Annotated in this window: 26 protein-coding genes and 1 tRNA gene; 15 read left to right on the top strand and 12 right to left on the bottom strand. The window is 40.6% G+C overall.

Annotation, left to right across the window (positions count from 1 at the left end):
- Nucleotides 1–42: 42 nt before the first annotated feature.
- Nucleotides 43–3,297 (top strand): S41 family peptidase, encoded by a 3,255-nt coding sequence (locus OQ289_RS22010; RefSeq protein ID WP_270088831.1) that lies wholly within the window; start codon nucleotides 43–45, stop codon nucleotides 3,295–3,297.
- A gap of 62 nt (nucleotides 3,298–3,359) precedes the next feature.
- Here OQ289_RS22010 and OQ289_RS22005 read toward each other — a convergent pair whose 3' ends face one another.
- Complete coding sequence (locus tag OQ289_RS22005) at nucleotides 3,360–5,864, bottom strand: phosphocholine-specific phospholipase C (RefSeq protein ID WP_270088830.1); 2,505 nt, start codon at nucleotides 5,862–5,864, stop codon at nucleotides 3,360–3,362.
- A 129-nt stretch (nucleotides 5,865–5,993) separates the two neighbouring features.
- Between OQ289_RS22005 and OQ289_RS22000 the strand changes: the two genes are divergently transcribed.
- The 4 genes from OQ289_RS22000 to OQ289_RS21985 are packed head-to-tail and all read left to right on the top strand — an operon-like array spanning nucleotide 5,994 to nucleotide 8,583.
- A complete protein-coding gene (locus OQ289_RS22000) occupies nucleotides 5,994–6,914 on the top strand; it encodes a CPBP family glutamic-type intramembrane protease (RefSeq protein WP_270088829.1) in 921 nt (306 codons plus the stop codon).
- Nucleotides 6,889–7,104: a putative signal transducing protein gene (locus OQ289_RS21995; protein WP_033563858.1), complete on the top strand. Its 216-nt coding sequence runs from the start codon at nucleotides 6,889–6,891 to the stop codon at nucleotides 7,102–7,104. The genes OQ289_RS22000 and OQ289_RS21995 overlap by 26 nt, the downstream gene beginning before the upstream one ends.
- Nucleotides 7,104–7,904, top strand: a complete 801-nt coding sequence (locus tag OQ289_RS21990) for a phosphatidate cytidylyltransferase (protein ID WP_270088828.1) — start codon at nucleotides 7,104–7,106, stop codon at nucleotides 7,902–7,904. Before OQ289_RS21995 ends, OQ289_RS21990 begins: the two co-directional genes overlap by 1 nt.
- 10 nt (nucleotides 7,905–7,914) lie before the next feature.
- The gene (locus OQ289_RS21985; protein WP_270088827.1) at nucleotides 7,915–8,583 is read left to right on the top strand and encodes a DUF2461 domain-containing protein; all 669 of its coding nucleotides are present in this window, start codon (nucleotides 7,915–7,917) and stop codon (nucleotides 8,581–8,583) included.
- Here the strand turns inward: OQ289_RS21985 and OQ289_RS21980 are convergent.
- Nucleotides 8,580–9,776: an anhydro-N-acetylmuramic acid kinase gene (locus OQ289_RS21980; protein WP_270088826.1), complete on the bottom strand. Its 1,197-nt coding sequence runs from the start codon at nucleotides 9,774–9,776 to the stop codon at nucleotides 8,580–8,582. The two genes, OQ289_RS21985 and OQ289_RS21980, sit on opposite strands and share 4 nt — an antisense overlap.
- Before the next feature lie 251 nt (nucleotides 9,777–10,027).
- On the opposite strand from OQ289_RS21980, the gene gcvH reads away from it, so the two are divergent.
- Nucleotides 10,028–10,408 carry a glycine cleavage system protein GcvH gene (gcvH, locus tag OQ289_RS21975; protein WP_033563862.1) on the top strand — a complete coding sequence of 127 codons (381 nt, stop codon included), beginning with the start codon at nucleotides 10,028–10,030 and terminating at the stop codon, nucleotides 10,406–10,408.
- Between the two features lie 82 nt (nucleotides 10,409–10,490).
- Here the strand turns inward: gcvH and OQ289_RS21970 are convergent, their stop codons facing one another.
- From OQ289_RS21970 to mqnB, 3 genes are all read right to left on the bottom strand, one after another.
- Entirely contained in the window at nucleotides 10,491–11,246 is a 756-nt protein-coding gene (locus OQ289_RS21970) for a DUF6263 family protein (RefSeq protein WP_270088825.1), read from the bottom strand.
- A 75-nt stretch (nucleotides 11,247–11,321) separates the two neighbouring features.
- Complete coding sequence (locus OQ289_RS21965) at nucleotides 11,322–12,308, bottom strand: pyruvate dehydrogenase complex E1 component subunit beta (protein ID WP_033563864.1); 987 nt, start codon at nucleotides 12,306–12,308, stop codon at nucleotides 11,322–11,324.
- 142 nt (nucleotides 12,309–12,450) lie between these two features.
- Nucleotides 12,451–13,071, bottom strand: a complete 621-nt coding sequence (gene mqnB, locus OQ289_RS21960; RefSeq protein ID WP_270088824.1) for a futalosine hydrolase — start codon at nucleotides 13,069–13,071, stop codon at nucleotides 12,451–12,453.
- Nucleotides 13,072–13,156: 85 nt separating this feature from the next.
- On the opposite strand from mqnB, the gene OQ289_RS21955 reads away from it, so the two are divergent.
- The 8 genes from OQ289_RS21955 to OQ289_RS21920 all read left to right on the top strand — a co-directional run bounded on the left by OQ289_RS21955 (nucleotide 13,157) and on the right by OQ289_RS21920 (nucleotide 19,275).
- Nucleotides 13,157–13,570 carry a 6-pyruvoyl trahydropterin synthase family protein gene (locus tag OQ289_RS21955; protein ID WP_270088823.1) on the top strand — a complete coding sequence of 138 codons (414 nt, stop codon included), beginning with the start codon at nucleotides 13,157–13,159 and terminating at the stop codon, nucleotides 13,568–13,570.
- An 18-nt stretch (nucleotides 13,571–13,588) separates the two neighbouring features.
- Nucleotides 13,589–14,221, top strand: coding sequence for a GTP cyclohydrolase I FolE (folE, locus tag OQ289_RS21950; protein WP_270088822.1), 633 nt, complete (start codon nucleotides 13,589–13,591; stop codon nucleotides 14,219–14,221).
- Between the two features lie 147 nt (nucleotides 14,222–14,368).
- Nucleotides 14,369–15,004 (top strand): O-methyltransferase, encoded by a 636-nt coding sequence (locus OQ289_RS21945; protein ID WP_033563868.1) that lies wholly within the window; start codon nucleotides 14,369–14,371, stop codon nucleotides 15,002–15,004.
- Nucleotides 15,005–15,026: 22 nt separating this feature from the next.
- Nucleotides 15,027–15,599: a glucosaminidase domain-containing protein gene (locus OQ289_RS21940; RefSeq protein ID WP_270088821.1), complete on the top strand. Its 573-nt coding sequence runs from the start codon at nucleotides 15,027–15,029 to the stop codon at nucleotides 15,597–15,599.
- Nucleotides 15,600–15,644: 45 nt separating this feature from the next.
- Nucleotides 15,645–16,481, top strand: a complete 837-nt coding sequence (locus OQ289_RS21935) for a glucosaminidase domain-containing protein (RefSeq protein WP_270088820.1) — start codon at nucleotides 15,645–15,647, stop codon at nucleotides 16,479–16,481.
- Nucleotides 16,482–16,545: 64 nt separating this feature from the next.
- Entirely contained in the window at nucleotides 16,546–17,310 is a 765-nt protein-coding gene (locus tag OQ289_RS21930) for a hypothetical protein (protein WP_270088819.1), read from the top strand.
- 22 nt (nucleotides 17,311–17,332) lie between these two features.
- Complete coding sequence (locus OQ289_RS21925) at nucleotides 17,333–18,385, top strand: DUF3078 domain-containing protein (protein WP_270088818.1); 1,053 nt, start codon at nucleotides 17,333–17,335, stop codon at nucleotides 18,383–18,385.
- Nucleotides 18,386–18,435: 50 nt separating this feature from the next.
- Nucleotides 18,436–19,275: an N-acetylmuramoyl-L-alanine amidase gene (locus OQ289_RS21920; protein WP_443020445.1), complete on the top strand. Its 840-nt coding sequence runs from the start codon at nucleotides 18,436–18,438 to the stop codon at nucleotides 19,273–19,275.
- On the opposite strand, the gene OQ289_RS21915 is transcribed toward OQ289_RS21920, so the two are convergent.
- From OQ289_RS21915 to OQ289_RS21890, 6 genes are all read right to left on the bottom strand, one after another.
- Nucleotides 19,272–20,984: a sodium:solute symporter gene (locus OQ289_RS21915; protein WP_270088816.1), complete on the bottom strand. Its 1,713-nt coding sequence runs from the start codon at nucleotides 20,982–20,984 to the stop codon at nucleotides 19,272–19,274. The genes OQ289_RS21920 and OQ289_RS21915 overlap by 4 nt on opposite strands.
- A gap of 105 nt (nucleotides 20,985–21,089) precedes the next feature.
- Nucleotides 21,090–21,293 (bottom strand): hypothetical protein, encoded by a 204-nt coding sequence (locus tag OQ289_RS21910; protein ID WP_033563875.1) that lies wholly within the window; start codon nucleotides 21,291–21,293, stop codon nucleotides 21,090–21,092.
- A 4-nt stretch (nucleotides 21,294–21,297) separates the two neighbouring features.
- The gene (locus tag OQ289_RS21905; protein WP_270088815.1) at nucleotides 21,298–23,739 is read right to left on the bottom strand and encodes a PIG-L family deacetylase; all 2,442 of its coding nucleotides are present in this window, start codon (nucleotides 23,737–23,739) and stop codon (nucleotides 21,298–21,300) included.
- Nucleotides 23,740–24,157: 418 nt separating this feature from the next.
- Nucleotides 24,158–24,415 carry a DUF6952 family protein gene (locus OQ289_RS21900; protein ID WP_033563877.1) on the bottom strand — a complete coding sequence of 86 codons (258 nt, stop codon included), beginning with the start codon at nucleotides 24,413–24,415 and terminating at the stop codon, nucleotides 24,158–24,160.
- On the bottom strand, nucleotides 24,396–24,710 hold the full coding sequence (locus tag OQ289_RS21895; RefSeq protein ID WP_033563878.1) for a thioredoxin family protein: 315 nt from the start codon (nucleotides 24,708–24,710) through the stop codon (nucleotides 24,396–24,398). The genes OQ289_RS21900 and OQ289_RS21895 overlap by 20 nt, the downstream gene beginning before the upstream one ends.
- A gap of 91 nt (nucleotides 24,711–24,801) precedes the next feature.
- Nucleotides 24,802–25,437, bottom strand: a complete 636-nt coding sequence (locus OQ289_RS21890) for a peroxiredoxin (RefSeq protein WP_033563879.1) — start codon at nucleotides 25,435–25,437, stop codon at nucleotides 24,802–24,804.
- Between the two features lie 209 nt (nucleotides 25,438–25,646).
- Here OQ289_RS21890 and OQ289_RS21885 point away from each other — a divergent pair.
- A tRNA-Arg gene (locus tag OQ289_RS21885) sits at nucleotides 25,647–25,718 on the top strand.
- Between the two features lie 181 nt (nucleotides 25,719–25,899).
- On the opposite strand, the gene OQ289_RS21880 is transcribed toward OQ289_RS21885, so the two are convergent.
- On the bottom strand, nucleotides 25,900–26,877 hold the full coding sequence (locus OQ289_RS21880) for a hypothetical protein (RefSeq protein WP_270088814.1): 978 nt from the start codon (nucleotides 26,875–26,877) through the stop codon (nucleotides 25,900–25,902).
- Nucleotides 26,878–26,886 lie beyond the last annotated feature (9 nt).

Genomic DNA, 26,886 nt, shown 5'->3' with positions numbered 1-26,886 from the left:
TTTAAAAATAGCGGTATGTTTATCCCATATTTTCGCTTATTTATGAATAAAAGATTAAAGCTTTATTGTGGCCTTGTTTTAACGTCTGTTATCGCAGTTGCGGCTAATGCTCAGGAGCAAGAAACGCTCTTATTGAGAAGTCCGAGTATTAGTCAACATCATATTTCTTTTGTATATGGTGGTGATATTTGGATTGCTTCAAAAGATGGAAGTAATCCACATCGATTGACTATAAATCCTGACATTGAACAGAATCCTATTTTCTCTCCAGATGGTAAGCAAATAGCCTTTACTGGTAATTATGACGGCAATACCGACGTGTATGTAATACCTATTTCTGGCGGAGAGCCTCGTCGCGTTACCTATCATCCGTCTGCAGATGTAGTACGCGGATGGATTGATAACGATGAAATCTATTTTACCAGTACCCAAGACTTTGAATATTCACTAGGATCACGATTATTTAAGATAGATATCCATACGGGTAAGAGTCAGGCACTACCCATGCCAGAAGCTTACCAAGGCTCTCCATCGGCAGATGGAAACTCTTGGGCCTATATCAAAAACGGAGACCCCACAGAGCGCGATCGGGTTGCATTTAAACGATATCGAGGAGGTGGTATGCCGTCCATTTGGATATTTGATAACAAAACTGCAAATATCCAAATCGTGCCGGGTGAACGAAGTAACGACGTAAAACCGATTTGGTTAGGCGAAAAAGTGTATTTTCTTTCGGACAGGGATAAGATCGTTAATGTATACAGCTATGATGTCAAGTCTAAAAAAGTGGAGAAGCTGACCAACTTTAAGGACTACGATGTCCGTACGCTGGGCGGATTTGGGGATGAGCTAATATTTGAAGCGGAGGGCAAAATATACATATTGAATGTTAAAAGTAGCAGGTATAGTGCTGTACCAATTTATATCTCGGCAGATAATCTTTATAAGCGAACCCATTATGTCGACATCAGCAAAGATATCCGGAATTGGAACTTGTCTCCAACAGGTCAACGCGCTATTTTTGAGTCTAGGGGCGAAATAGTAACCATCCCTAAAGAGAAGGGCGATGCACGAAATATATCGAATGCGCCTGGATCGCACGAGAAATTTCCAGACTGGTCACCTAATGGTAAATGGATTTCCTATCTATCGGATGCTAGAGGGAAGTACGAACTCGTCCTTCGGGACCAAAAGGCAAAAAATGACCCCTTATATATTACTTTGGGTGATAACTATTTCTACTTCGACCCAACTTGGTCGCCAGATAGTAAGAAGCTGTTTTTTAACGATGCACATCTTAATTTGTATTATGTAGATATAGAAAGTAAAAAGGTAGTCAAGGTAGATGATGACAAATTGGGGTCCCATACTGGACGTACAGGTAATCATTTCCAACCTTCGTGGTCTCCTGATTCAAAATGGATTTCGTATATCAAGACCTTACCGAATGCGGTGACAGCAATTTTTATGTATAACTTGGAAAGCAGACAAAGTAACCAAGTGACGGATGGCATGTCTGCAGTAAGACAGCCGGTATTCAGTAGAGATGGTAAATATTTGTTTTTCTCGGCCAGTACAAATACGGGTCTTACCAATTCGGGTCTTCACATGTCAGCATACGATAGACCTGTCAACTATTCGGTATATGCATTTATGCTGTCTAAGGATACTCCTACCCTTTTCAAATTGGAAAGTGACGAGGAGCCAATAGGTAAGGAAAAGGAAGAGGAAGCGAAAAAAGAAGATAAAGAGGATAAAAAGGAGGAACCGAAACCTAAGACGATAAAAGTGGACTTTGATGGCATCTCCAATCGTATAATAAGTTTGCCTTTGGCCCCGGGATATTATCGATTGAATGGTCAAGTTTCTGATTTCTTGCTTTATCAAAGAGGCCGTACTATTGGGATGTTCGATCTAAAAAAACTGGAGGACAAGGTGTTAATAGAAGGGGCAAATGGATTTACGGTAAGTGCTGATGGTAAAAAAATGATGTACGGTTTGGGAGATGCTTATTTTATTGTTAATGCTAATCAGAAACCCATTCCTGACAATGGAAAGCTTAAACTAACTGGGGTGAAGCAATTGGTAGATCCTATTGCTGAGTGGAAACAGGTTTTCAATGAAGTCTGGGCATTGGAAAAGGAATTTTTCTATGTCGAAAATATGCATGGGGCCAACTGGAATGCTGTTAAAACCAAATATCAACGCTTTCTTCCTTTTGTGAATCATCGGTCGGATTTGTCCTATTTGTTGAACGAAATGATGGGCGAGATGGTTGTAGGGCATAATTATATCTACCCAGGAGACCAACCCTCTACTCCATCGGTGGGTGTGGGCATGTTGGGCGCGGATTACAAGGTCGTGGATAATCGCTATCGTTTGGAAAAAATATTTTCGAGATTGGATTGGAACCCGGATTTGAAAGCTCCTCTATCGGAGCCGGGATTGAATATAGAACCCGGGATGTTTATTGTTGGCGTCAATGGTGTCGAGTTAACGGCCGATCGCAATATTTACAGTTTATTTGAACAAACAGTCGGGCGACAAGTCGTATTGACTATCAATAGTCAACCTTCTATGGTTGGCGCTCGAGAAGTGGTGGTCAAGCCAATAGCATTTAGTGATGAAATCAATTTGAGAAGAACCGAATGGGTAGAGCGTAACAGGAAGCGTACGGATGAGTTGAGTAAGGGACAAATAGCGTACGTATATATGCCCAATACTGGTAGTGAAGGGTATACATCCTTCAATCGTTATTACTTTTCGCAAATGGATAAAAAGGCATTGCTGTTGGATGAACGTAACAATGGTGGAGGATCGGTCGCGGACTATGTTATTGATCTGTTGTCGAGAGATTTAATCGCGGGTTGGGCTATTCGTGATGGCAGGAGTTTTACGACACCAGGAAATGGTATTTATGGACCAAAGGCGATGATTATAAACGAAAATGCAGGGTCTGGTGGAGATATGATGCCTTATATGTTTAGACATAAGGGGCTCGGCAAATTAGTAGGGCGTACGACGATGGGAATCTTGGTGGGAATAAGTGGTTATCCTCCTTTGTTGGATGGAGGTCGAATAACTGCGCCCAACTTTGGTGTCTTCGATTTGAATGGACAATATATTATCGAAAACGAAGGCGTCGCTCCAGATGTTTTTGTAGAACAGACACCCAAGGATTTGTTAGAGGGGCGGGATCCGCAGTTGGAAAAGACCATACAAATCTTAATGGAGGAGATGAAAACATATCCATACAAAGAGTTGAAAAAGCCAGCCGACCCAGTAAGGGTCAATTAGTAAGAGAAAAAGAATGGTCCGAATATTTTCTATTCGGACCATTCTTTTTACTGGTATTTGTTTTAACCCATTTGAGGGTCTGTCATAGCAGGCGAGTCGGTCTCTACACGACCAGCATATTCGCGTAAGAAATGAGGGAAGCGATCAATAGTAAGCCTGAATTCGTACCAATTATGGTGTTTTTTGTTATCTATTGTGACTTGTCTTTCTTGCCCCGGTTTGAGCGACACCCGGATATCTATTTTATCGTATACATCGCTATTGATACGGATGTTGTACGCTTGTTTCCTGTCTGTATTTGATATTTTGATGACGATATTGCCCGATGGTCTGCCAGTCTTGTCTAGCTCATATATACACGATGCTGTTATCGCAGGATCAACAGCGCTTCCTCGGAATGATCTTAGAAACCCATTCGGGCCGTAAGCTTTGAGATCGTATTGACCATTTTTGAAATCAGCGAGTTTCCAAGCGAAATCTACAGAATTTCCAGCAGAGGTTGCAAACGGCCAAAAGGCTACCCCATCTCTGTAATCAGAACCTGCATATACATTGAAAGGTGCTCCTAAGGCTTTGACACCAAAGAGATTGTTGGCGGCTTTAAAATCCAGTCTGAAAGTATCTGATGTGACTTGACCATCTATGTAAAGTTCGTACGTAAGAGCGTTGGAATTTTTTATTCCAGATTCTTGCTGTGGAAGGAAAGTGCTTTTTCTAGGTTGTTGATTGGCGCTTTCAATTTCCGAATTTGTGAATAGATGATAATTGTTGGGTGATTGTAATTGTTTGGTTTTATTAATCTTGAACACTTGATCATTGCGATCCAAAAATGATGGATTGGAAAGCGTATCAGAAGATGCTTTTCTAAATACCGAGGTGAGATCACCTGTGATTGCCCTTCGCCATGTACTAATGTTGTCCTCGGTAATTGAACGGTTGAATTTTTTACTGAGGAATACTTCCAGAAATTGGATAGTAGAGGTAATATCACATATTTCGGAGTTGACCCACCCTCCTTTTGACCACGGGGATGCTACAATGAGTGGAACTCGGTAGCCAAGCCCTACCGGTCCTTCTGTTGCGTTTTGTTCGGATACACCAGATGCGATCTCTTGTTGCTTGCTTACATATTCATCCCTATAGTCTAGGTCGGCTGATGTCTTGCCTGAGGAGGGGTCATTGGGATTGGGGGCAACAAAAGGAGGAATATGATCAAAATATCCGTCATTCTCGTCATAATTGAGAATGAAGATTGTTTTTTTCCATACTTCTGGTGATTGGGTAAGGATGTTGAGTATTTCGGATGCATACCATGCACCGTACATTGGAGCGCTGGGATGGTCTGAGAAGTTTTGCGGGGCGACAAGCCAAGATACGGTAGGAAGGTTTCCATTTTTGACATCCTCCCTAAATTGGAAAAGAACATCTCCTTTTGGAACTGTAATGGGATATTTTTGTCCATTTTCTTCCATTATGACCTCTTCAACTTGATGATAATGAGGATCTTTTTCATTGGTTTGGAATGCGCGAAGATGTAAGGATTGTTGATTTTGAGGGAGGGTATTGAACTTTTCTGTACTATACTTTTGCACCTCATTGCGGTAGCTATCTAACTGCTGCCGTTTGTTAGCGAGGGTGTTCTGTAGTTTTTGTACTTCTGCGGCTTTCGATTTACTGATTTCGGTTTCTAAGGATTTGATTTCTTGGGGTAGTTCTGCAATTCTTTGGTTTAAGAAATTGATATGGCTGGTCTTGTAGCGTATCTGATATTGATCAAACCATTCCAAATTATTGTCGGTGAAATTACCCAACCAAGGCTCCCGATCACCTCCAAGCTCATTTTGTATGCTAACCTCATTTTGATAGACTTTCCAAGAAATGTTGTTGTCTTCTAGACGTTCGGGAAATGTTTTCCAAGAAGCATATTTGTTGAAGTATACATCTGAATTGCGGACGAGGGGTTTTTCTCCTTTTGCAGGCACGCATTTACCTGTCCAAAAGAAATGTCTATTGGTGGTAGTGCCCGTTATGGAAGAGCAGAAGTGTTGATCGCAAATCGTGAAAGCGTCGGCTAGGGCATAATAGAAAGGAATGTCAGTGCGGGTATAATAGCCCAAGGTCAATGGAATATCTTGTTGACCCTTGACTCCAGAACGTTTAGCGTTCAGCCAGTTGTCATGCTTTCCGCCATTTCTGGCACTAGTTTGATTTTCCCACGAGTGTGGAAGATCTCTGGTCCATGCAGCATTGGAATTGTCAATGTCTAGACGGAACGGGGCATAGGTTTGTCCCTCTTTGTTGCGTTGCAACCAAACCAGGTTATTATTGGGCAAACGGATAGCTCTAGGATCATTAAATCCTCTAACTCCTTTTAGCGTACCGAAGCTATGGTCAAAGGACCTGTTTTCCTGCATCAAAAGGACGATATGTTCGGCATCATAAAATGTCGAACCTGGGGCAGGTTCTATGGCTAAGGCTGCGGCAATAGAATCAGGAAGGGCGCTAAATAGACCAAAGGAACCAGTCAATAGCGCAGCCTTTTTTATAAAATCTCTTCGATTTTCCATTGTATTTAGGTATTTGAAATAATACGGTATTTGAAAATTTGAGAAGGCAAACTACGGATATTGCCTATATTTAACAAATTTTTGGACGATAGCTTCTGTTACATCGCTATTATTTTTACATTACGGAAAATGGAATTTATACCACAACGACCGCACAAACCGATGATGTCGATTATATTGCTCATTATCTTGGGTTTGGGGATTAGCATAGTGATGCAGGGTATTGTAATGATTTGGTTTGGGCTAATAAATAAGGATACCGAAACCGCTGTGGATTCAATCATGTCGGACCCTTATTTCGGGAAGCTCTTGTTGGGGGTGAGTAGTGTTGCGACGTTTGGCTTGCCAGCTTATTTACTCTATCATATTGAAAAGAAAAGTGTCGCATATTTTCCTCAGAAGAAGCCCTTTCGCATATTTTATTTTGTTGTAATGTTTGCAGTTTTATTTGCTTTCATGCCAATGATGAATCTAATCGGTGATTGGAATGCAAAATTGACATTACCTGAATCCTTAAGCAGCATCGAACGGTGGATGCGTGAAAGCGAAAATAGTAAAGGTGATATGATATCCAATATCGTGATGGAAACTAGTTGGGGTGGATTGTGTTTGAATTTACTGATTTTAGCGGTTTTGCCCGGTATTTGTGAAGAGTTGTTTTTTAGAGGGGGAATACAGAAGAATTTGGAGGAACAATTTGGCAACCCTCATTTAGCGATATGGTTGACGGCAATAGTATTCAGCGCCATCCATGTGCAGTTCTATGGTTTTTTTCCAAGAATGATATTGGGCGTGCTTTTTGGTTATGCATTGTTGTGGAGTCAAAATATTTGGGTGCCTATCTTTGCACATTTTGTCAACAACGCTACGGCTACGCTTGTGGCATTTTATTATGCCCGTCACGGGAAGTCATATGAAGATTTTCATACATTTGAAAGTTATCCAGCAATTGTTTATGTTGGCAGTTTGATAATTACTGCGACACTTATATTTATATTTTATAATTATTCAAAAAAAATTACGAATGGAAAAAGATTGGGTGAAGATTAAAACGTTTATGAATGCAATACAGGCCGAGATCGTCAAACAAATGTTAGCGGAGCACGCAATTAATGCCGTGATTTTAAACAAGCAAGATTCGTCTTACCTTTTTGGTAAGTTGGAATTGTATGTTGTTAAAGGAGATGAACCTCGGGCCAATGAATTGATAATAGAATTTAATCCAGAAGAAGGAAATTAATGAAGACCAGAGCAATTACAGGCGTATTTTTTATAATCATTTTAGTAGGAGCACACTTACTCGGAAGGGAGGTCTTTGTTGCCTTTTTCTCTTTACTCGGGTTGGCTAGTCTTGCGGAGTTTTATAAGTTGATCGGGTCGGAAGAGAGTAAACCGAATATGCCATTGGGGATACTTGCTGGGGTCGCGTTGATGATTGGCGCAGGTGGTGCCTATTTAGATTACTGGGGTTTTAAAATGATGTTGTTAGCCGTTCCTTTTGTTTTATGGGTATATATTGCAGCCCTCTATCAGGAGGAGAAGCTCCCTTTTCAAGGGATTGGATTTACTCTTCTGGGGTTGGTCTATACCGTATTTCCTTTTTTGGCTTTAGTGGGTCTAGCTTTTGTGCAGGGTTCGTTTAACTATCTTATCCCCTTAGGGTACCTTATTTTACAATGGTCTAATGATACGGGAGCATATCTTGCTGGACGTAGTTTTGGTAAGCGCAAGTTGTTTGAGCGGATTTCACCAAATAAGACATGGGAGGGCTTTATCGGAGGAGTATTATTGGCTGTGGTCGTGGCATTAAATCTTTCTTATTATTTTGGTTCTTTAGAGAAATGGCATTGGGTGGTCATGGGGTTGACAATAGGCGTTTTCGGTACGTTAGGAGACCTTGTCGAATCGATGCTAAAGAGAAGCTTAGATGTGAAAGACTCGGGCAAAATACTTCCGGGACATGGCGGGTTTTTAGATCGATTCGATGGGGTGCTTATTGCTGCGCCGTTGGTATATGTATTTTTAATGTTAGTATTGTAAATAGTCGATTATGGCAAAGATAAACAAGGGTACTTTTTCTTTTTTGGAATTATTGCGTGAGCACAATAATCGGGAATGGTTTCAGGAGAATAGGGACATGTACGAGGCAGCGCTGACCGATGTACGCGCTTTTATCCGCGCGGTGATAGATGAATTATCAAAGATAGATCCACATATACATACCGATATCTCCGAGAATAAATGTTTATTTAGAATTTATCGAGACACCCGGTTTGCAAAAGATAAGACTCCGTATAAGACCTGGTTTAGTGCAGGCATATCAGTAGATGGTCGGAAACTTGATGGCCCAGAATACTATTTGCATATTGAGCACGACAAATCTTTCTTAGGTGTTGGATATTGGCGCCCCAATAAAGAGCATTTAGATGCTATCAGACAAGAGATAGACTATAACGCGGAAGGGTTGCATAAGGCATTAGCAAGTTCGGGCTGGGAGACGGGAGACTTATCGGCAGAGGATAAGTTGATGCGTCCACCTGCAGGATACGATGCATCTCATTCGGAAATTGAAATATTGAAGCTAAAGAGCTTCATTCTATATAAGAAATTCACAGATGTTGAAATGTGTTCTAAAAATGCATTAGAACAAGTCATCGCTGCGGCGATAACAATGCTTCCCTTTAAAAATTTTATACATCAAGCGATTGATAACGATTAGTAGGGAAAGCTGATTTTTCCCATGCAGATTGCTGGAGAATTCTTGATTGTACTTACATTGTCTGGTTGTCCAACCAAGGTTTCATTGGCTAGTACGGCAAAAAGACAAGCCTCTTTAGCATCGGGATTAAGCCCGAGGGCATCAAAAGAGGTTATTTTATAATGAGGCAACCCTTGCTTAATAAGCTTAATAAGTAGAGGGTTGTGTAAGCCTCCACCGCTGATGTATACAGCAACATTATCCATTCCTTGGGTTTGTCTGCGTATACCTTTGACAATGGTCTGTGCTGAGAAATGACAGAGTGTAGCCATTATATCTGCTTTGGAAAGATCTTCAGTGCCGGATTGTTGCTGTTTTTGGGTGAGGTATGCTAAGTTGAATAATTCTGGTCCCGTAGTTTTTGGAAACCCTAAATTGAGGAATTCGCTTTCTTCTAAAGCCGCTAATAGTCGAGGATGTGGCTTACCTGTCTGTGCAATGGCGGCATCGCTATCCATCTCCTGATTATAATGTTGCTTCATATATTGATTCATCATCGTATTGCCTGGACCTAAGTCGGTGGCATAAGCTTGTAGGGCACTGCTTCCATTGGGAAGAAAGGTGAAATTGGATATTCCTCCGATGTTGAGCAGAATCCGATTTTCGAGTTGGTCGGAAAAAAGTAAATAATCACCATATGCTGCTAACGGAGCTCCTTCTCCACCCGCAGCGATGTGCTTTTGTCTAAAATCAGAAATGGTGATAAGTCCTGTATGATGAGCAATGTGATCTCCATCGCCAATTTGGAGTGTACTATTGGGAAGTTCGTGGTCGTGAGTTAAGCTTTGAGGGGCGTGATAAACGGTTTGCCCATGGCTGGCAATAAGGTCTACATGATCTGCAGATACACCCCATTTGGCTAGCGCATCATTGATGAGTTGACCATGGACGTGGCCTATATAGGCATTGAGCCCACACAGGATTTGTAAGTCTATATCTCGTTTTGAGAATACAAGCCGTATATAGGTTCGGAATGCTGCTTGATAGACTAATGTATCAAAGGCTACTAGTTCAAGTTTCGTTTCTTTTCCAGACCCGGAAAGTTTGCATAGTGCAACATCAAGACCATCTAAAGAAGTGCCAGACATTAACCCAATAATATATCTTTCCTCCTTTTGAGCAATTCGGTATAGCTTTTCAACCTGTGTATTCATCTGTGTTTAATTGCTGTTTCTACTATAAGAAAATATCTTAGGCTAAACATAATTAAAATGGTTTGCATTTGCGAATGCCGGACAGAAAACCGAAGAATTATCACAGGTATAGCATGGGGTTGTTCTCTGTCGAGACTTGTCGAAATTCGGTAGGACAAGGATAGCGGAAGAAGGTTTAGCCCTCATAACGGGTTGGCTTATTATTTTGTATTCTCATCTTATAATTCTATTTTTGGAGAAAAATAAAGATTATGAATTTTCCAGCAGAATTAAAATACACGAAAGATCACGAATGGGTTCGTGTTGAAGGAGATGAAGCCGTAATTGGTATCACGGACTTTGCGCAACGTGAATTGGGCGATATCGTATTTGTAGATATCAATACGGTAGGAGATGAAGTGGCTGCAAACGAGGTTTTCGGCACGGTAGAAGCTGTAAAGACAGTCTCAGATTTGTTTATGCCAGTGACGGCAACAGTTTTGGCTGTTAACGAAGCAATTGATGCATCACCGGAGTTGGTTAATTCTGATTCTTACGGCGAAGGTTGGATTATTCGTGTAAAGTTATCTAATCCTGCTGAAGTGGATGCTTTATTGTCTGCTGATCAGTATAAAGAAGAAATTAACGCTTAAATTTTTTAGTGTACAAGTATTAAGAAAAAAAGGCTCACCATGGTGAGCCTTTTTTAGTGTGCGTATTTTGTCTGTAAGGATTTTACAGTGTATTGGTGATGTTGATTTCGGTGATGACCTTGTTGTCTTCTACCTGAACGGCTGTTGTGAGCTGTGCTTTTTTAGTCATGTTGGACTCCTTGTCTATCAAATAATAACCCAAAGTAGATCCAATTTGCTCACTGGCTTCATTTAACACTTTGGCTGAAATATCAATTTTATAACCTTCGGAGGTTTCTTCTTTAAAGGTAGAAGTCGTGATAATCTTTGCGAATAATTCCCCTGACTCAACCTCGCTCTCCCAAGAGTCCCCAATCTTTACAGGTGTCTCTGGAAAGGTAGTCGAAATATTCGTAAAGGAATTTTTATCTATCTGTTGGCCAATATTATCTGGCAGCACCACATCGATAACTTTTCCTCGTGTGGTCATGGTTGATATGATGGTCTTATTTAAGATGGAGGCGAATTGTTGTGCTAACATTTTACCCATTTCGTCCGTCTGCTCTTTTTCCGAATCATAGTCCAGCGTCATCATGCCGGCATTAATTTGTGCTTTTATTGAACGGGCGGTGGTTTCTAGCGTAATTTGCTCCTCGGCTAATTCCTTTGGGTTTACCTCCATTTTCATCTTCATATCCATAATAATGCTTTGTGGACCATCGACATCGGTCTTGAGGCCCATATCCATTTGGATAATCTTTCCGATCGGGGGATTGGCTCTCAGGGTTACAGGCTTTTGGGCAAATGCGGATAGTGTTAAAAATGAGCCGGTTAAAAGGAGTAATAGAGATTTTTTCATTGGTCTATAATTTAAGTAGTCAAAAAGAAAGCCCCTCATGTGCTGAAGGGCTTTCCCAATGTATTATAATTTTCCTTATTTTTTTAGGTATGCGACCTCTTTAACGGCTTTAACTACTTTGGTAATACTTGGCAGTGAGGCCTCAACCAATGTTGCAGCATAAGCAAGTGGAACATCTGCAGATGTCACACGGGTTACAGGGGCATCTAAGTAATCAAAAGCATCACGTTGTACTTTGTACGTAATCTCAGAAGAGATGGAAGCTAATGGCCAAGCTTCTTCAACGATTACAAGGCGATTGGTCTTTTTAACAGACTCAATGATGGTTGCGTAGTCAATCGGACGTACAGAACGTAAGTCAATCAATTCTACACTTACACCTTCTTTTGCTAACTCTTCAATCGCAGGAATGACTACACGTGGCACCATTTTTCCAAAGGATACAACAGTTACGTCTGTACCTTCTTTTACCACATTTGCTTTTCCGATTTCTAGATAATATTCTTCTTCCGGGACATGACCTTTATCACCATACATGACCTCTGATTCCATGAAAATAACTGGATCTGGATCAATGATGGCGGATTTCAATAGCCCTTTAGCGTCGTATGGATTGGACGGAACGACGACTTTCAGACCAGGAGTATTGGCAAACCAGTTCTCAAAATTTTGGGAGTGCTGTGCTCCTAGTTGTCCCGCGTTACCTGTGGGGCCGCGGAATACTATCGGACAAGAAAACTGACCGCCACTCATGGAGTGTATTTTAGCGGCTGCGTTGATTATTTGATCAATTGCTACCAACGAAAAGTTGAAGGTCATGAACTCAATAATGGGTCTAAGACCGTTCATCGCTGATCCTACACCAATACCAGCAAAACCAAGCTCTGCAATGGGTGTATCGATAACGCGTTTTGGTCCGAATTCGTCAAGCATCCCTTGACTTACTTTATAGGCGCCGTTGTATTCAGCTACTTCCTCGCCCATTAAAAATATTTTTTCGTCTTTACGCATTTCTTCGCTCAAGGCTTCGCGAAGTGCTTCTCTGAATTGTATTTCTCTCATCAGTTGTAAATAGTGTCAAATTCTAATACGCAAAACTACTATTATTTATTGATATTTTGAAGGTTTGAGCTGTCAAATTTATATGACTTGAGATCCTTTTTACCAAAATATGAGCTAGCAAAGGGTTCGGTTATTGTAGAATCTATAAAGGGGATAGCCACTCCAGGACGACCGTGTTTAAATTCTTAATAGCTAACGGGATGTCCCAGCTTTCGCGATTGCGCTGTTCAACATAATTGGATATAGCGCGAATCTGTATACTAGGAATCTGTTGCCCATTGGCAGCGAGGAATACTGCTGCACCTTCCATTGATTCCAAATCAACATCGGGATGTTGATTTTTTAATTTCGCAATGTTGGGCTCATGTCCGTGCACCTTGTTGACGGTAATGGCATTTACTTTTTTCAAAAGAGGGGGATAAAAAGGAGGGTTGTCAAAAGGAATAGGGCGAAAGACTGAGACTCCGAATCCGAGGTCTTCTATCGAAAGGAAAGACTCTCCATCTTCGGCGCCTAACTCTGCAAATCGATCTTCGGTTACCTCAACGACCTCTCCTATTTTCAGATTACGATCGAAAGAACCTGCAATACCTAGATTAATAATTAAGTCATAGGAGTTTAATGCCAAGTGCTTTCCTAATGTGTAGGCCGTTTGGGTCATCCCGACCCCAGTGATCAACGTATCTATCGGATATGGTAGGATTTGGGCGTTTAAGAGGGGTTGTATTTCGAACGATGTTGCTGCGACAATAAGTATTTTCATTAGCATAATTATAAGACCATTCCTAGACCACAATAATACTAATATTTACATAATTCTGAACGCAAAGCCTTATCTTTGTGGCATTATGATTTTTATTACACGGCGCGAGCGCTTCAGTGCCGCTCACAAACTTTATCGGGCAGATTGGTCGTTGGAAGAGAACGAAAATGTTTTTGGTAAATGCAGTAATCCGAACTGGCATGGGCATAATTACGAGCTTTTTGTAACGGTAAAAGGAGAGGTGAATCCAGAAACCGGATTTCTGATCGACTTGAAAGAAATGAAGCGGGTCATATTGCAACATGTCATAGAAAAACTAGATCATCGCAACGTTAATTTGGATGTTGATTTTATGGCAGGTAAGCTAGCCTCAACCGAATATATTGCCATAGCGATATTTGACGTCTTAAGGCCATTATTTGCAGAGCGAAACGTACTGTTGCATTGCGTGAAATTAGTAGAAACAGAAAATAATTATGTCGAATACTTCGGCGAATAAATCTTTAATAGTTTACTCATGAATGATTCTTCAAGCTTGGACCATGAAGAGATGGATGGATACACCAAGATAGATCAGTACAACCAAGTACATGTGGATAGGATATCAACACATTACACGGATATTCTTCAGGCGTTGGGTGAAGACCCCACAAGAGAGGGGCTACTCAAAACACCTGAGCGTGTAGCTAAGGCGTTGAAGTTCTTAACCCAAGGATATGAACAGGATGCTGCAGCGGTGTTGCAAGCGGCTATGTTTGAAGAGGACTATAGCCAAATGGTGGTTGTAAAGGATATAGAAGTTTACTCTTTATGTGAGCACCACATGCTCCCATTCTTCGGAAAGGCCCATATCGCTTATATTCCAAACGGCCATATCGTCGGACTCAGTAAAATCCCAAGAGTAGTGGATATTTTTGCGCGAAGATTGCAGGTACAAGAGCGTCTTACAAACGAAATCCGAGATTGTATACAAGAGACTTTGGGAGCAAAGGGGGTGGCTGTTGTGATGGAGTGTAAGCATATGTGTATGGCTATGCGTGGTGTACAAAAGCAAAATTCGGTGACGACAACGTCTGCATTTACTGGAGCTTTTCAGAATGATGTGACTAGGTCTGAATTTTTAAGATTAATCACGGCTAATTTGATTTAATCCCGTAAATACAGCAATTATTGCTTCATTTAGAAAGTCAGGTATTTACATGTTTTGTGACGAGCAAAATAATGTAAATGCCTGACTTTTAGTTTTATGTGATTTTTTGTTTTTGTATTTTGGATTGGCTTACTTACATTTGCATCCATGCATCAGTCCGAAGAACTGTTAAATACGTACTTAGAACATACTTGTGACGAAGAATCTGCGTTACTAAAAAGAATCAATCGGGAGACCTATCTGAAAGAAACGATGCCCCACATGTTGTCGGGACATTATCAAGGAAGGGTTTTATCTTTTTTGAGTAAGATGACAAGACCCAATCGCATTTTGGAGATTGGTACCTTCACAGGCTACGCAACATTATGTTTGGCAGAGGGGCTGCAAACGGATGGAGAAATCCATACAATTGATATTAATGCAGAATTGGAAGAACGAGTTCGAGGTTATTTTAAAGAGTCATTGTTTGACAATCGAATTCGTTATCATATAGGTGATGCAATACAGGTCATCGATAACATACCGGGACAGTTTGATTTGGTATTTATTGATGCAGATAAGAAGAGAAATCTTCAATATTATGATTTACTGGTCGATCGAGTTCCGTCCGGAGGGCTTATTATGATCGACAATGTTTTATGGAAGGGAAAAGTGCTGCAAGGGAATCCGGACAATCAAACGAAGCAAATTCTCGAGTTGAACGAACAGTTAAAAAGCGATCAACGGGTTGATAAATTAATCTTACCTATTCGAGATGGACTTTTTGTTTTGCGCAAAAAGTAAGTTGTGGACTAAATGATTTATTATGCAAGAAAGAAACATTAGAAAGTATCTTCTTGTGCTGTTTTTGAGTTTAGCTAGTGTAACATACACTTTTGCTCAAAAATTTTCTCCGACTTCATACGTCGAAGAGCACAAGCAGATCGCACAACAGCTGAGCCGTGAACATGGTGTTCCTGCCTCAGTAATCTTAGCGATTGCTATGCACGAGAGTGCCAATGGAAATAGCAAGGTTGCCAAACATCTCAACAACCATTTTGGGATAAAGGGCAAAAACAATAGTAAGGCCATTCGGTCATCCTATAAAGGATATTCCTCTATCCTAGACTCCTACCACGATTTCGTTGGATTATTAAAACGGAGAAGCGCTACCCAGAAACTTTTTGATAAGTACGATGCCTTGGATTACCAAGCGTGGATTAATGGAATCGCAAGGTCGGGGTATTCGCACAGCAAAAGCTGGAAAACCCAAGTACTTTCAATGATTCGTAGGTATGAATTGGATAATCTGGATCGACCGAATGCCACAAGCAAATCTTTGGTAGCTAACCGTACAGAACAGGAAGTTTCACAGGGAACATCAAGTAATTTAAGGTAGATTCCAATCAAACCCCAATAAGAGATATTAGCTGTCAATCTAAAAATGAATAAACTCGTCTATTTGTCCGTCGTGGTGATGCTTATCGTTTCGTCATGTTCAAGTAAGAGAAGCACCGTGTTGGTGGGCAAAAATGGAGAAACCAGTAAGACGACGTCTTCTGGAGCCTCTAAAAGCACAGGCGGGACAAGTATGTCTGGCCTAACTTATATTGAGCGGTACAAGGGGGTTGCTATTTCTGAAATGAATCAGTATGGAATTCCTGCAAGCATTAAATTGGCGCAAGCGCTTTTAGAATCTGGAAATGGAAATAGCTATTTGGCTAAAGAAGCTAATAATCACTTTGGTATAAAATGTGGTGGGGTGTGGAACGGAAAGAGCGTAACCAGACCTGATGACCATGAAAATGATTGTTTTCGTGTGTATGACAATCCAGAGCAATCGTTTAAAGACCACTCACAGTTTTTGTTGAGAAAGCGGTATGAGAAGCTTTTTACACTTGATAAAGACGACTATAAAGGCTGGGCAAAGGGATTGAAATCTGCCGGTTATGCTACTAATCCACGCTATGCTGAGTTGTTGATTGATATGATTGATCGATACGAACTTTATAAATACGACCGGGCGGAGAGTTTTGTCGAAAAAGAGAGAAGAGAGGAGGTTGTCGACCATGTTATTGAAGAGAAAATCGTTCAGGAGCCAGCCGTACAATCAGAAAAAATCAAGAGTCCTGTAGCGATGCGGATACATGAAGTACAGCTTAAAGACACCCTCTATGCCGTCAGTAAGCGCTATAATGTCTCTATCGAAGAAATCAAGCAGCTTAATGGCTTAATTGCCGATGATTTATCTGTAGGGCAACTGCTCGTCATCTCCAGATAGGCAGTAATCGTGAAAAGTTGTTAAATATTTCAAAATTAACATCTGAAAATGTAGTTTTACGGTTGTGAGATCAAGCCTTTATATCCTATTTCTGTTAATTTTTGTTGGTAAAAACGAAACTCTTTTTGCGCAGAAGCAGGTTGAAGGAATAGTTTTTGATAGCGATACAAAGCAACGTATTGCCAAGGTAAACATTACCAATATAAATAGCGAAGAAGAGGTTTATAACAACACGAGAGGAGAATTCAGTATACGGGCTAAGAAGGGCGATGTTCTGATCGCGAGTTCGAAAGGGTTTCATTCGGACACCCTTACGATGGACGATAGGCCAGTATTACTCTTTTATCTGAGACGCGCGACAATATATCTAGACGAGGTGTCTGTAATGGGACGTAAGACTCCAGAGCAAGTCTTTAAGGAGGAACGGGAAAGCTTTAACAAAGCATATCGACTGGCAGACCCAGGGAGTGTATTTTCAGTAGGACCTACTGGAGCCGGGGTTAGCATTAATGCTATTTATAGCCTGTTTAGTCGAGAAGTAAAGAATGCAAAACGATTGACGCGTATTATTGAGAACGATCATAAGGAGAATATAATCGATTATAAATTTACCCAAGCGCTGGTTAGTAAGATAACAGGATTGCAGGACGAGTATTTAAAAGACTTTATGGTTCAATATAGACCATCTTATTATTTCGTTATTTCTGCATCGGAATACCAGATGACTGCATATATTCGATCAAGTTACGAACAGTTTACATCTAATCCTGCTTTAAAACGCTTACCTTTGCTTCCGGAAATAAAATTAGATATAGAACCCTATAAATAATTGATTTAACAAAACAGCTATTATGAAAATAAAATTCTACGGTTTTCTTCTATTTATGGGCTTTCTGGCTCAAAAGGCAGACGCTCAGGTGAACCTGAAGGAACTTAGAGCTAAGCCTGATTCTATCACCAATAACAACAAGCAACAGAAGTTAAATATCAAGCCGATTGATGTGCCGATTCCGAAACTCTCTTTGGAGGTGGATTATTGGAAGCATTGGACCCGATTTGGTATCAATGCTAATCAAGCGGCATTTAGCGATAGTTGGAGTGGTGGTGGGGTCAACTCTTTGGCCTTAGGAATAAATACATGGCATAAGTCAGAGTTTAATAGAAATGATTTTAATTTCGTAACAGAAGTTGACTTGAAATACGGTAAGGTGAAAAACAAGGATCAGATGGCCAAGAAGAATAATGACCGTATTTTTTGGGACAATAAACTGGCCTATAAGCTATCAAAAAGTTGGTCTTTATTTACATCACTAACATTTGAATCTCAATTTGATGTTGGTAATAGTTATGGTACAAGCAAAGTTTCAGGAAGAGATAGTATTACAGGGGTAATTTCGGCTTTTATGGCACCAGGGTATTTGACGGAGTCTTTCGGTTTGGAATACAAGCCCGACAATTCTTTGTCGGTACGTTTTGGTACAGGTACTGCGCGACAAACCTTTATTCTGGACGATCGTATAAAGCCACTCACCGTTCAGCAATATGCTGAAAAATATCCAGGCCAAACGATTGAAAAGGATCAAGCGGATAAGTTTGGTGTTAAAGCGGGTAATACCTTTAAAAATGACCTCGCTTTTCAGATTACAGCTAATTTAGATAAGAATTTGTCTAAAAATATCAATCTCAAAAGCCGTTATAATCTATTTGCAAACTATGAGAAGATTACCGATCCTAGCCATCGTTTGGATGTATGGTTAACGGCTAAAGTTTCGAGAGTCGTCAATGTAAATTTGAATGGTATTGTGTTGTATGATAGTGATGACATCGCCAAAGGTAAGACAAAAGCAGAAATTCAATTTTCTGAGTCTTTGGCTTTAGGCTTAACATTTAATTTGCCGAAATAGTGAATAGAAGTTCCTATGTTTTTATAGGTGCCATCGTCTCGTGTTTAGGTATGGTCTGCTGTAAGAGCAATCAATACTCGAAGACGAACAAGCAATATACTGCACAGGTCAAAGAAATAGCGTCTACACTGACGACAACATTACCCGAACCTAAGGTCCTTGAGGATAGTGCGCGTCTTATTCCAGAGCCTGTTGTCGTAGATAAAGTAACGAGCTTGCAGAATCGAGGACTGCGGAAGGACCTAGATTGGGTAGGTGCAATACATTTTGACATCCGGAAGCCGAATTATATTGTTATCCATCACACAGCCCAAGATAGTATCAAACAGACGCTTCGAACATTTACATTAGACCACACAAAAGTAAGCGCACATTACCTGATTGGAAAGAAAGGGGAAGTGTATCAATTGCTGAATGATTATTTAAGGGGTTGGCATGCGGGGGTAAGTAAGTGGGGTTCTATTACGGACATGAATTCGGTATCACTGGGTATTGAGCTCGATAATAACGGAAAGGAGCCGTTTTCTGATATTCAAATCAATGCGCTAATGACATTGTTGGACACGTTGAAGACGAATTATGATATCCCTACTGCTAATTTTATTGGACATGCGGATATTGCACCTACGCGTAAGAATGATCCGAGTGCACTGTTTCCCTGGAAGCGATTGGCGGAAAGGGGATTCGGGATTTGGTACGATGAACGTATGTTGATGACACCTCCAACTGATTTTAACGCCGTTGATGCCTTGAAGATTATTGGTTATGACACTCGGAATTTGGGTGCGGCAATCGTCGCATTCAAAAGAAAATTTATCATCAATGATTTGCGCCCGGAATTGACGTTGTATGATAAAAGTGTCTTATATAATTTGTACCTAAAATATTAAGACTGGATTGGAAATCGTTTGTCTTTGTTATTAGAAACGAATTGTTGTAAGATGAGTCCGATGATGACAACAAGTGCGCAACCAATGAGGTTGAGCCAAAGAAAAGCCACGATGTCCATGTTCCAAATAATGACAATGATAGCCTCTGTGATGACCGCAGCCCAAAAAACGGCCATCCCCCCCACTCTCTTTACGTAGAAAGCAACAATAAATATACCTAGAATGGTTCCATAGAAGAGTGAGCCTAGGATGTTAACGGCTTCGAGTAGATTGCCGAGTTGGCTAGCATACAAGGCAATTAGTATGGTAAATATTCCCCAAATGAAAGTGATCACGCGAGAAGCATTTAGATATCCTCGGTCTGAGTCATTCTTATTGACAAAGCGTTTGTATATATCGACGATAGTCGTAGATGCTAAGGAGTTGATAGCGCTTGAGGTGGCGCCCATTGAGGCAAGGAATATAATTGCGACCAATAGGCCAATCAAGCCTTTGGGGAAAGTACTGGTGACGAAGCTGAGAAAAACATAGTTATTGTCGTTGGTCTCTGCATTGGAGTCGTTTTTTTTCATGAGATCAATGACTTGCTGACGCACCTCCTGAGACTTGCGGTCAGTTTCTTGTAGTCGGCCTCTGGTGCGCGCTATTGCTGCATCATCATCGGTTTTAACCGCGTGTACAAGTTCGTCTAATACAGCCTGTTTTTCTTGATATACTGCAGTATGTTGCTTTTCAAGCTTTTGAAGTTCATGATGGTGACTGCTAGTCTTCAGTTTGGCAACTTCTTGTTGGTTGAAAAATATTGGGGGAGTATTGTATTGATAGTATGCGAAGACCAACACTCCAATAAGTAGGATAGCAAATTGCATGGGTACCTTAAGTAAACCGTTCATAAGGAGTCCTTGCCGACTGTCGCGAATAGAGGAGCTGGTGAGGTAACGACCTACTTGACTTTGGTCGGTCCCGAAATAAGATAGCTGTAAGAAAAAGCCACCGATGAGACCTGTCCAAAGGGTATATTGATTGTCCAGGTCGAAGGTTAGGTCTATCGCATTTGTCTTGCCTGATTTTCCTGCAATATGCAACGCTTCTACAAGGCCCACTTCCTGAGGAAGGAGATGGACAACCATGATTCCTGCGACAAGGAGACCACCGAAGATAATGCTCATCTGTAGTACCTGTGTGTAAGAAACAGCCTTCGTGCCACCATATACGGTATAAAGGACGACTAGACTTCCAATGAATAATGTCGTATAGGTGACGTCAATGTGCAGTATTGTGGAAAGAATAATCGAGGGGGCGAATATGGTAATTCCCGTAGAAATTCCTCTTTGAATAAGGAATAGGATTGCGGTGAGCGCACGGGTTTTGATATCAAATCGCTTTTCCAGAAATTCGTATGCGGTAAATACCCGTAGCCGATGAAATATAGGGACAAAGGTAATGCAGAGTACAATCATAGCCAAAGGTAGGCCAAAGTAGAACTGAACAAAACTCATCCCTGAGGAGTATGCTAATCCTGGGGCAGAAAGAAAGGTGATGGCACTTGCTTGAGTCGCCATGACGGATAGACCGACATTGTACCATGGTAAGGAACGGTTACCAAGTAGGTAACCGTCAATGTTTTTGATGCCTTTGCTCTTATAGATGCCGTAGCATATAATGAGTGCAATAGTAGCAAAGAGTACGGCCCAATCGTACCCACTCATGAGAAGTAAACGGTAAATCCGTAAAGAATGATAATAAAAATCGCTAGCCAGAGGACAACAAGGATATAAAATTGTCTCCAGCTACGAACGAAGGGAGGAAGTCCCTTATCTATCATGCTGCGGGCGTTTTAGTAGTACGCTGATAAAGAAGATAGCAAAAATAAATCCTCCAATAGCACCACCGATAGCACCCAATATGGATACATTCCAAGCGAGTACTGTCAATGCGCCAAAGATTGTTCCGATAAGGATAATCAGACTGTTTACATTCAAAGTATTCTCTTCTGTGTTTTCGATATTGTTTTCCATTTTTTTATTGCGGTTGTTTTGATAACAAATTTACAAATAATCTATAAGCTCCGGGCACACCTGCGGGTAATTGTCTAAAAAAAGACAGGGAAGTGTAGACAAATTTACCTTTTCCTTTGTTAACAACCAAAAGTGAACCTTTATTGGGTTGTTCATTTTTGTCATGCATGGATAGTGGGGTGGCATACTGTTCAGCAATTTGACCTGCGAAATAGAGTCCGCGTTCTTGCACCCATCCTTCAAAATCTTTCGCTGTTATTTTGTTGGGGTGATTGAGGATTGGGTTGTGGATGTCTAAGGTGACGGTCGCCAATTCGTCGGTCACGCGATCGCGACTAATGGTAAACGGATAAGGCCCGAGTTGATTTGTTTTGAGGCCACTATTTACATTATATTGTTCGATTAATGTGCCGCCATTCTCCACATATTTAAAGAGGTGAGGGATTAGGTTGCCTATTCGTGGATTGATATTGAATGCACGAATGCCAACGATAATAGCGTCATACGTCGAAAGGTGATCGCTTAGTATTTCTGATTCTTTAAGGGGTGTTATCTGTAGTCCAATGTTTGCCAAGCTTGATGAAACGAGATCTCCAGCTCCTTCTAAATAGCCGATTTTGAGCTGAGGAATCGTAGCTTCGATACCGGTCAACCTAGATTTGGCAGGAGGAAACCAAGTAATCTGTGGGATATGGTCATAGGAGATGGCCTGATAAGAATGAGCGAGTGTTCCATCAATTAATATTTTTAGAGAGTCGAGATTCGTGTCTGATGATAGCGGTGTAAGTGTAACCTGACGAAGTAATTCTTGTTGGGTATCGAAATTTATTTCTATGCTTTGGGGACTTATGCTCCAGTTATTTGGTACTAGGAACTCGACTTTGCCTGTTTGAGGCTTTTCTTGATGTGATTTGAATTGCAGCTCAATAGTCCGGGGGGTATTTATTTTTGATACAATGGCATTGGACCCTATATTGACGGTAATTGGAGGCGTAATTGTCAGTGGCTCGTATATTTCGCCCCTGACGGGATCGGTATATTTATAGAGCACAGGTCTAGTATAAGATATCTGCACTCCCTCAATGCGAATGATAAATTCAGTCTGGGGGATATTGGGATTTTGTGGGTTGCCAATCAGTGTAGGGTCGGAAACATCGAATTTACCAAGTGAACCGTCGGTTTCCAGCCAATATGGCTGAGAAATTGGTGCGGCATTGAGTGTGAGACCTTGGGATATTATTTCATTGTGGGGCAATGTTTTCTCTACCTTCTGATGATTAATACGGACTAGCTCTACCGTAGTTTGGGGACTTCTAACAATAATATCATTGCTGACATTGATGGATGAGCCTAGTGTGTATTGAGATTGGGGGGCGTAACTTTCCATCCAAATGCCAGCACAGTCAAGGATGAGCTCCTTAATCTCTTTTGTTTTCTGTTGTTTCCAGTACAGGTTGTCTATCTTTTCGACCTCACGGAGAAGACTCGTCAATCCAGGGATGGATTTCTCGGGATGGACAATGTCAAATTTACGGATTAAATCTTCGACTCGGGATTGGATTTCTAGTCCGTTGGAGGTTCTTTTCCAAGAGGTTTCAATTCCGCTCAATAAATCGGTAGTTGGCTTGTCTCCTGCCAATACCTCAAAATATTCTTTTGAGGTGCCTCGCTGTTTGGCAGCACCAAAACCTTGACTTTTGTGTGATGAGCGGCTTTCAGAGGCTATTTCGCCATAAGATTTGCCGATCAAAGGATTGTACTCTCCTATTTCTATGTTGAATTGGTCATCTGCAGTGGTCTTGAGGCCACCAAAGTTAAAGGTATTCCAGAGTAATCTTTTGGGTTGCCAAGGTTGGACGTAAGCGAGTTGCTCTGGGTATTTAGTGGGATCGCCTGCAATTTTGAATGCTTCTATCGCTAATATGGCTGAGGCTTGGTGGTGTCCATGCCCCCCCCTTTCGTCAGGAGGAAATCGAGTAATGATGACGTCGGGTTGAAATTTTCGAATAATCCATACCGCGTCTTTTAGCACATCTTCTTTTTCCCAAAAATTGAATGTCTCCTCATGGGTCTTGGAAAATCCAAAATCGAAAGCAGTGCTGAAGAATTGTTCGCCCTTATCTATGGAACGTGCTCTGAGCAATTCTTGTGTGCGAATTAAGCCTAATTCCTTTCCTATTTCAGTCCCAATAAGATTTTGACCACCATCGCCTCGAGTAAGGGATAAATATCCTGTACGGTATTTCTTCTCCTGTGCCAACCAAGCAATAAGACGGGTGTTTTCATCATCAGGATGAGCTGCAAAGTAGAGTACAGACCCCAATACATTTAACTTTTGAAGTTTAAGTTTTATTTCGGAAGAGGGAGCTGGCGATGCAGGCTGTGCGTATATGGATTTACCCAAAGTGATGACACATAGGGTAATGAAGATAGTTTTGATATTCATAACGACTAAAGATAGAAAAACCTTGACGAATTGGCTTCACATGTCACAAGAAAATTCGCTAATTCACTCGATATCATGACGAATCCTGATTTATTAGGTAATTCTGAAGGCCATTTGGAGAGGCAACAAAGCAAAAGGGATCGGCATGAATGCCAATCCCTTTTAACAACAATTAAAAAATCTTTTTTGACTTAAAACGGATCATTAGCGAGACTATAATGAGTTCTAAACATACATCAATAGCTTGCAGTCTTAAGTTTTAGTAACCTTTATATAGTAAATGTAGCATTTTTTATTTCTAAAGGTGCACGCTGTTGAAAAATAAAATTTTCCACAAAAACGGAGTTATAAACAAACATTAAGTGGAAAATAGTGTAGGACAGCTAAAAGCCCTATTTTATTGTTGGATATAAATTAATTATTTATCGATCGATCCTAGTACACGTTTCATAAACTGATTAAGAGCCTCTTTTTTTGGAGTTCCTTCTTTTATCAATTTGTCTACTTCTATCGCGCCATACATATTGGAGATTAACTCACCAATGACGTCCAGTTCTTCATCTTTTAGGGAAGGTATTTCGGTAAGGGATTCGAGGGTCTCAATTGTCTCTAACACGTAATCGGCATCATTCTGCTCGATAAACTCTGTCAGGTGTTTAATTACTGGTAGTTTCATTGAATAAATCTATTAATCCATCAAATTTGTTTGTTTGTACTTGATTTACCAATTTGCCATTTTTGAAGGCGGCGAAAGTCGGTAAATTACTAACATCTGCTAATTTCCTGGAAGCTGGGTTTTTTTCTGCATCGACGATTACAAATGCAACTGATTCATTCTCGCCAGCTAGTTTTTTGAATTTTGGCTTCATGATACGGCAGTTACCACACCATGACGCGGAATATTGTACCATGACAATATCGTTATTGTCCACAATTTCTTGTAGGGTATCGTTTTCTAATTCTTGTAACATGATTTTGTGTTTTTAAGTGTTTGAAAAGTAAGGGGAATACGGATACTCCCCCACTTTAGTATTGTACACGCTTTAGGTAAGCGAGATGGGATTAATTAAGGTTGGACAAGTATTCTGCTACACCAGTACGTGTCGCGTTCATAGCTTCTTTACCTTCTTCCCAGTTTGCCGGACATACTTCGCCGTGCTGCTGTACGTGTGCATATGCGTCAATCAAACGAATGTATTCTTTAACGTTACGGCCTAAAGGCATATCGTTTACGGACTCGTGGAATACCTTACCTGTTTCATCGATAAGATACGTTGCACGAAATGTTACGGCAGAACCTTCAGCAAGGGTTCCGTACTCAGGATGCTCTACTTCTTTAACATCTAAGATACCCAAGATGCTCGAAAGATTACGGTTGGTATCCGCTAAGATGGGATATGTAACACCTTCAATACCGCCATTGTCTTTTGCTGTATTCAACCAAGCAAAGTGAACTTCATTTGAATCGCAAGAAGCTCCAATAAGGATGGTGTTACGTTTTTCAAACTCAGGTAATGCTTCTTGAAAAGCATGAAGCTCTGTTGGGCATACAAAAGTAAAGTCTTTTGGATACCAAAATAATAACACTTTCTTACCTTCTTGAGTTGCTTTTTCAAAAATGTTAATGCTTAAGTTGTCGCCTAATGAATCGATTGCATCAACTGCAATACTTGGAAAATTTTTACCTGTAAAGCTCATAGTTCTTATTATATATTTTACTTTTTTTCTGTGTTACAAAGATACGATTTATAACAAGACAATAGTATTGCAAATGTCAATAAGCTATTGTTGAAATCTATACATCCTCAGGTGTTGATATAGATTTTTACTATAGCAAGAGTTGGGTATATTTCTAAATTGGGCTTGTACAAGATGAATCTAAACATTACATTTGCTTCCGATATAATGGCCCCGTAGTTCAACGGATAGAATAGATGTTTCCTAAACATTAGATAGCAGTTCGATTCTGCTCGGGGCTACTAAAAGCGATATCCAATTTGATGTCGCTTTTTTTCTGAAAATATCCGTATTCAATGGACATCAAGAACGGTCATGTCTGTTGGTAATCCAAAGGAATCATGAAAGCCCTATTTTATTGCAATTTAATTTATCCCCCTATCGATTGTACGACATCAGGCCTCACGGCTCGGTCGACATTGACTATCCGATATCGTAGAGCGAGATAATCTGATTTTTGTACATATCTATTTTTTGATATGCTCTATTGAAAAACATTTTTTTATCGCGGGTGCCAGCCGTATTTAAGAGTTTGGAGTTTTTTAGTTGATGTTGAAAGAAATTGGCGACGTGCTTACATGTGTCGGTGTCAGTGGTAATGAAGTATCCCAGCATGGTGTACGGGACAAATAAGGATTTGCGATGAGCATCTTGTATGAGCACATTATTATTTAAGATGAGTAAATCGTGGTAATACAACCTGTACTGCTCATTCTGGGGAGTACACTTTTTTTCTAATGAAAACACTAGTTCCTTTAAACTTTCACAAAGCATTTTCCCGTTTTCGGCAGTTAGTAGACCTGCGTGGTAAAAATACATGATTTGCTGTAAGGTGCTGTTTATCGTCGTGTCGTTCCATATCTCATGTGTCCTGGTAGATGTATAAAAATTTTCGAGTTTTTGTCCGAGACTGACAATTGGAGTATGGGTCAGATACTTCTCAAAGCTTGTATCCAAACCTTCTGGGTGGAGTAAGTTTAGCCAAACGTAGCGTTTGAAAGTTGAGAGGAATTCGGTATTTATAGTATAAAAGAGAGGGATGTCCTTGGCGGAGTAGTACAGGGAGGTATCCGTGTTAGGAGGGTATTCAGAAAGAGATTTTAAAGAGCTTTCCAAGTAGTCGGTTAGGTCATTAAATGTTTGGATTTCCTTGGTTCTTTTGACAATGATGTGTTCTTTCCTTTGAAAAGCACTATCCATAGAAAAGCCGAAGTGGTCCGCTAGTTGGACAGCTTCTTCTATGGAAAATTTACTTTTCATTGAAACCCTTCGATGGGCTGCATCATAGCTGATGTCCAGTGCATTGGAGACTTCCCCAATGAGTGATTGATGCTTGCCAATAACCTTTTGAATGAGACTGATTAGTTTTTCCTGATGCATGGCTGAGTTTGTGATTTTCACAAAAATATA

Origin of the sequence: Sphingobacterium sp. SYP-B4668 (assembly GCF_027627455.1) — a bacterium.
Lineage (GTDB): Bacteria > Bacteroidota > Bacteroidia > Sphingobacteriales > Sphingobacteriaceae > Sphingobacterium.
This window is presented reverse-complemented; position numbering and strand designations above follow the sequence as displayed.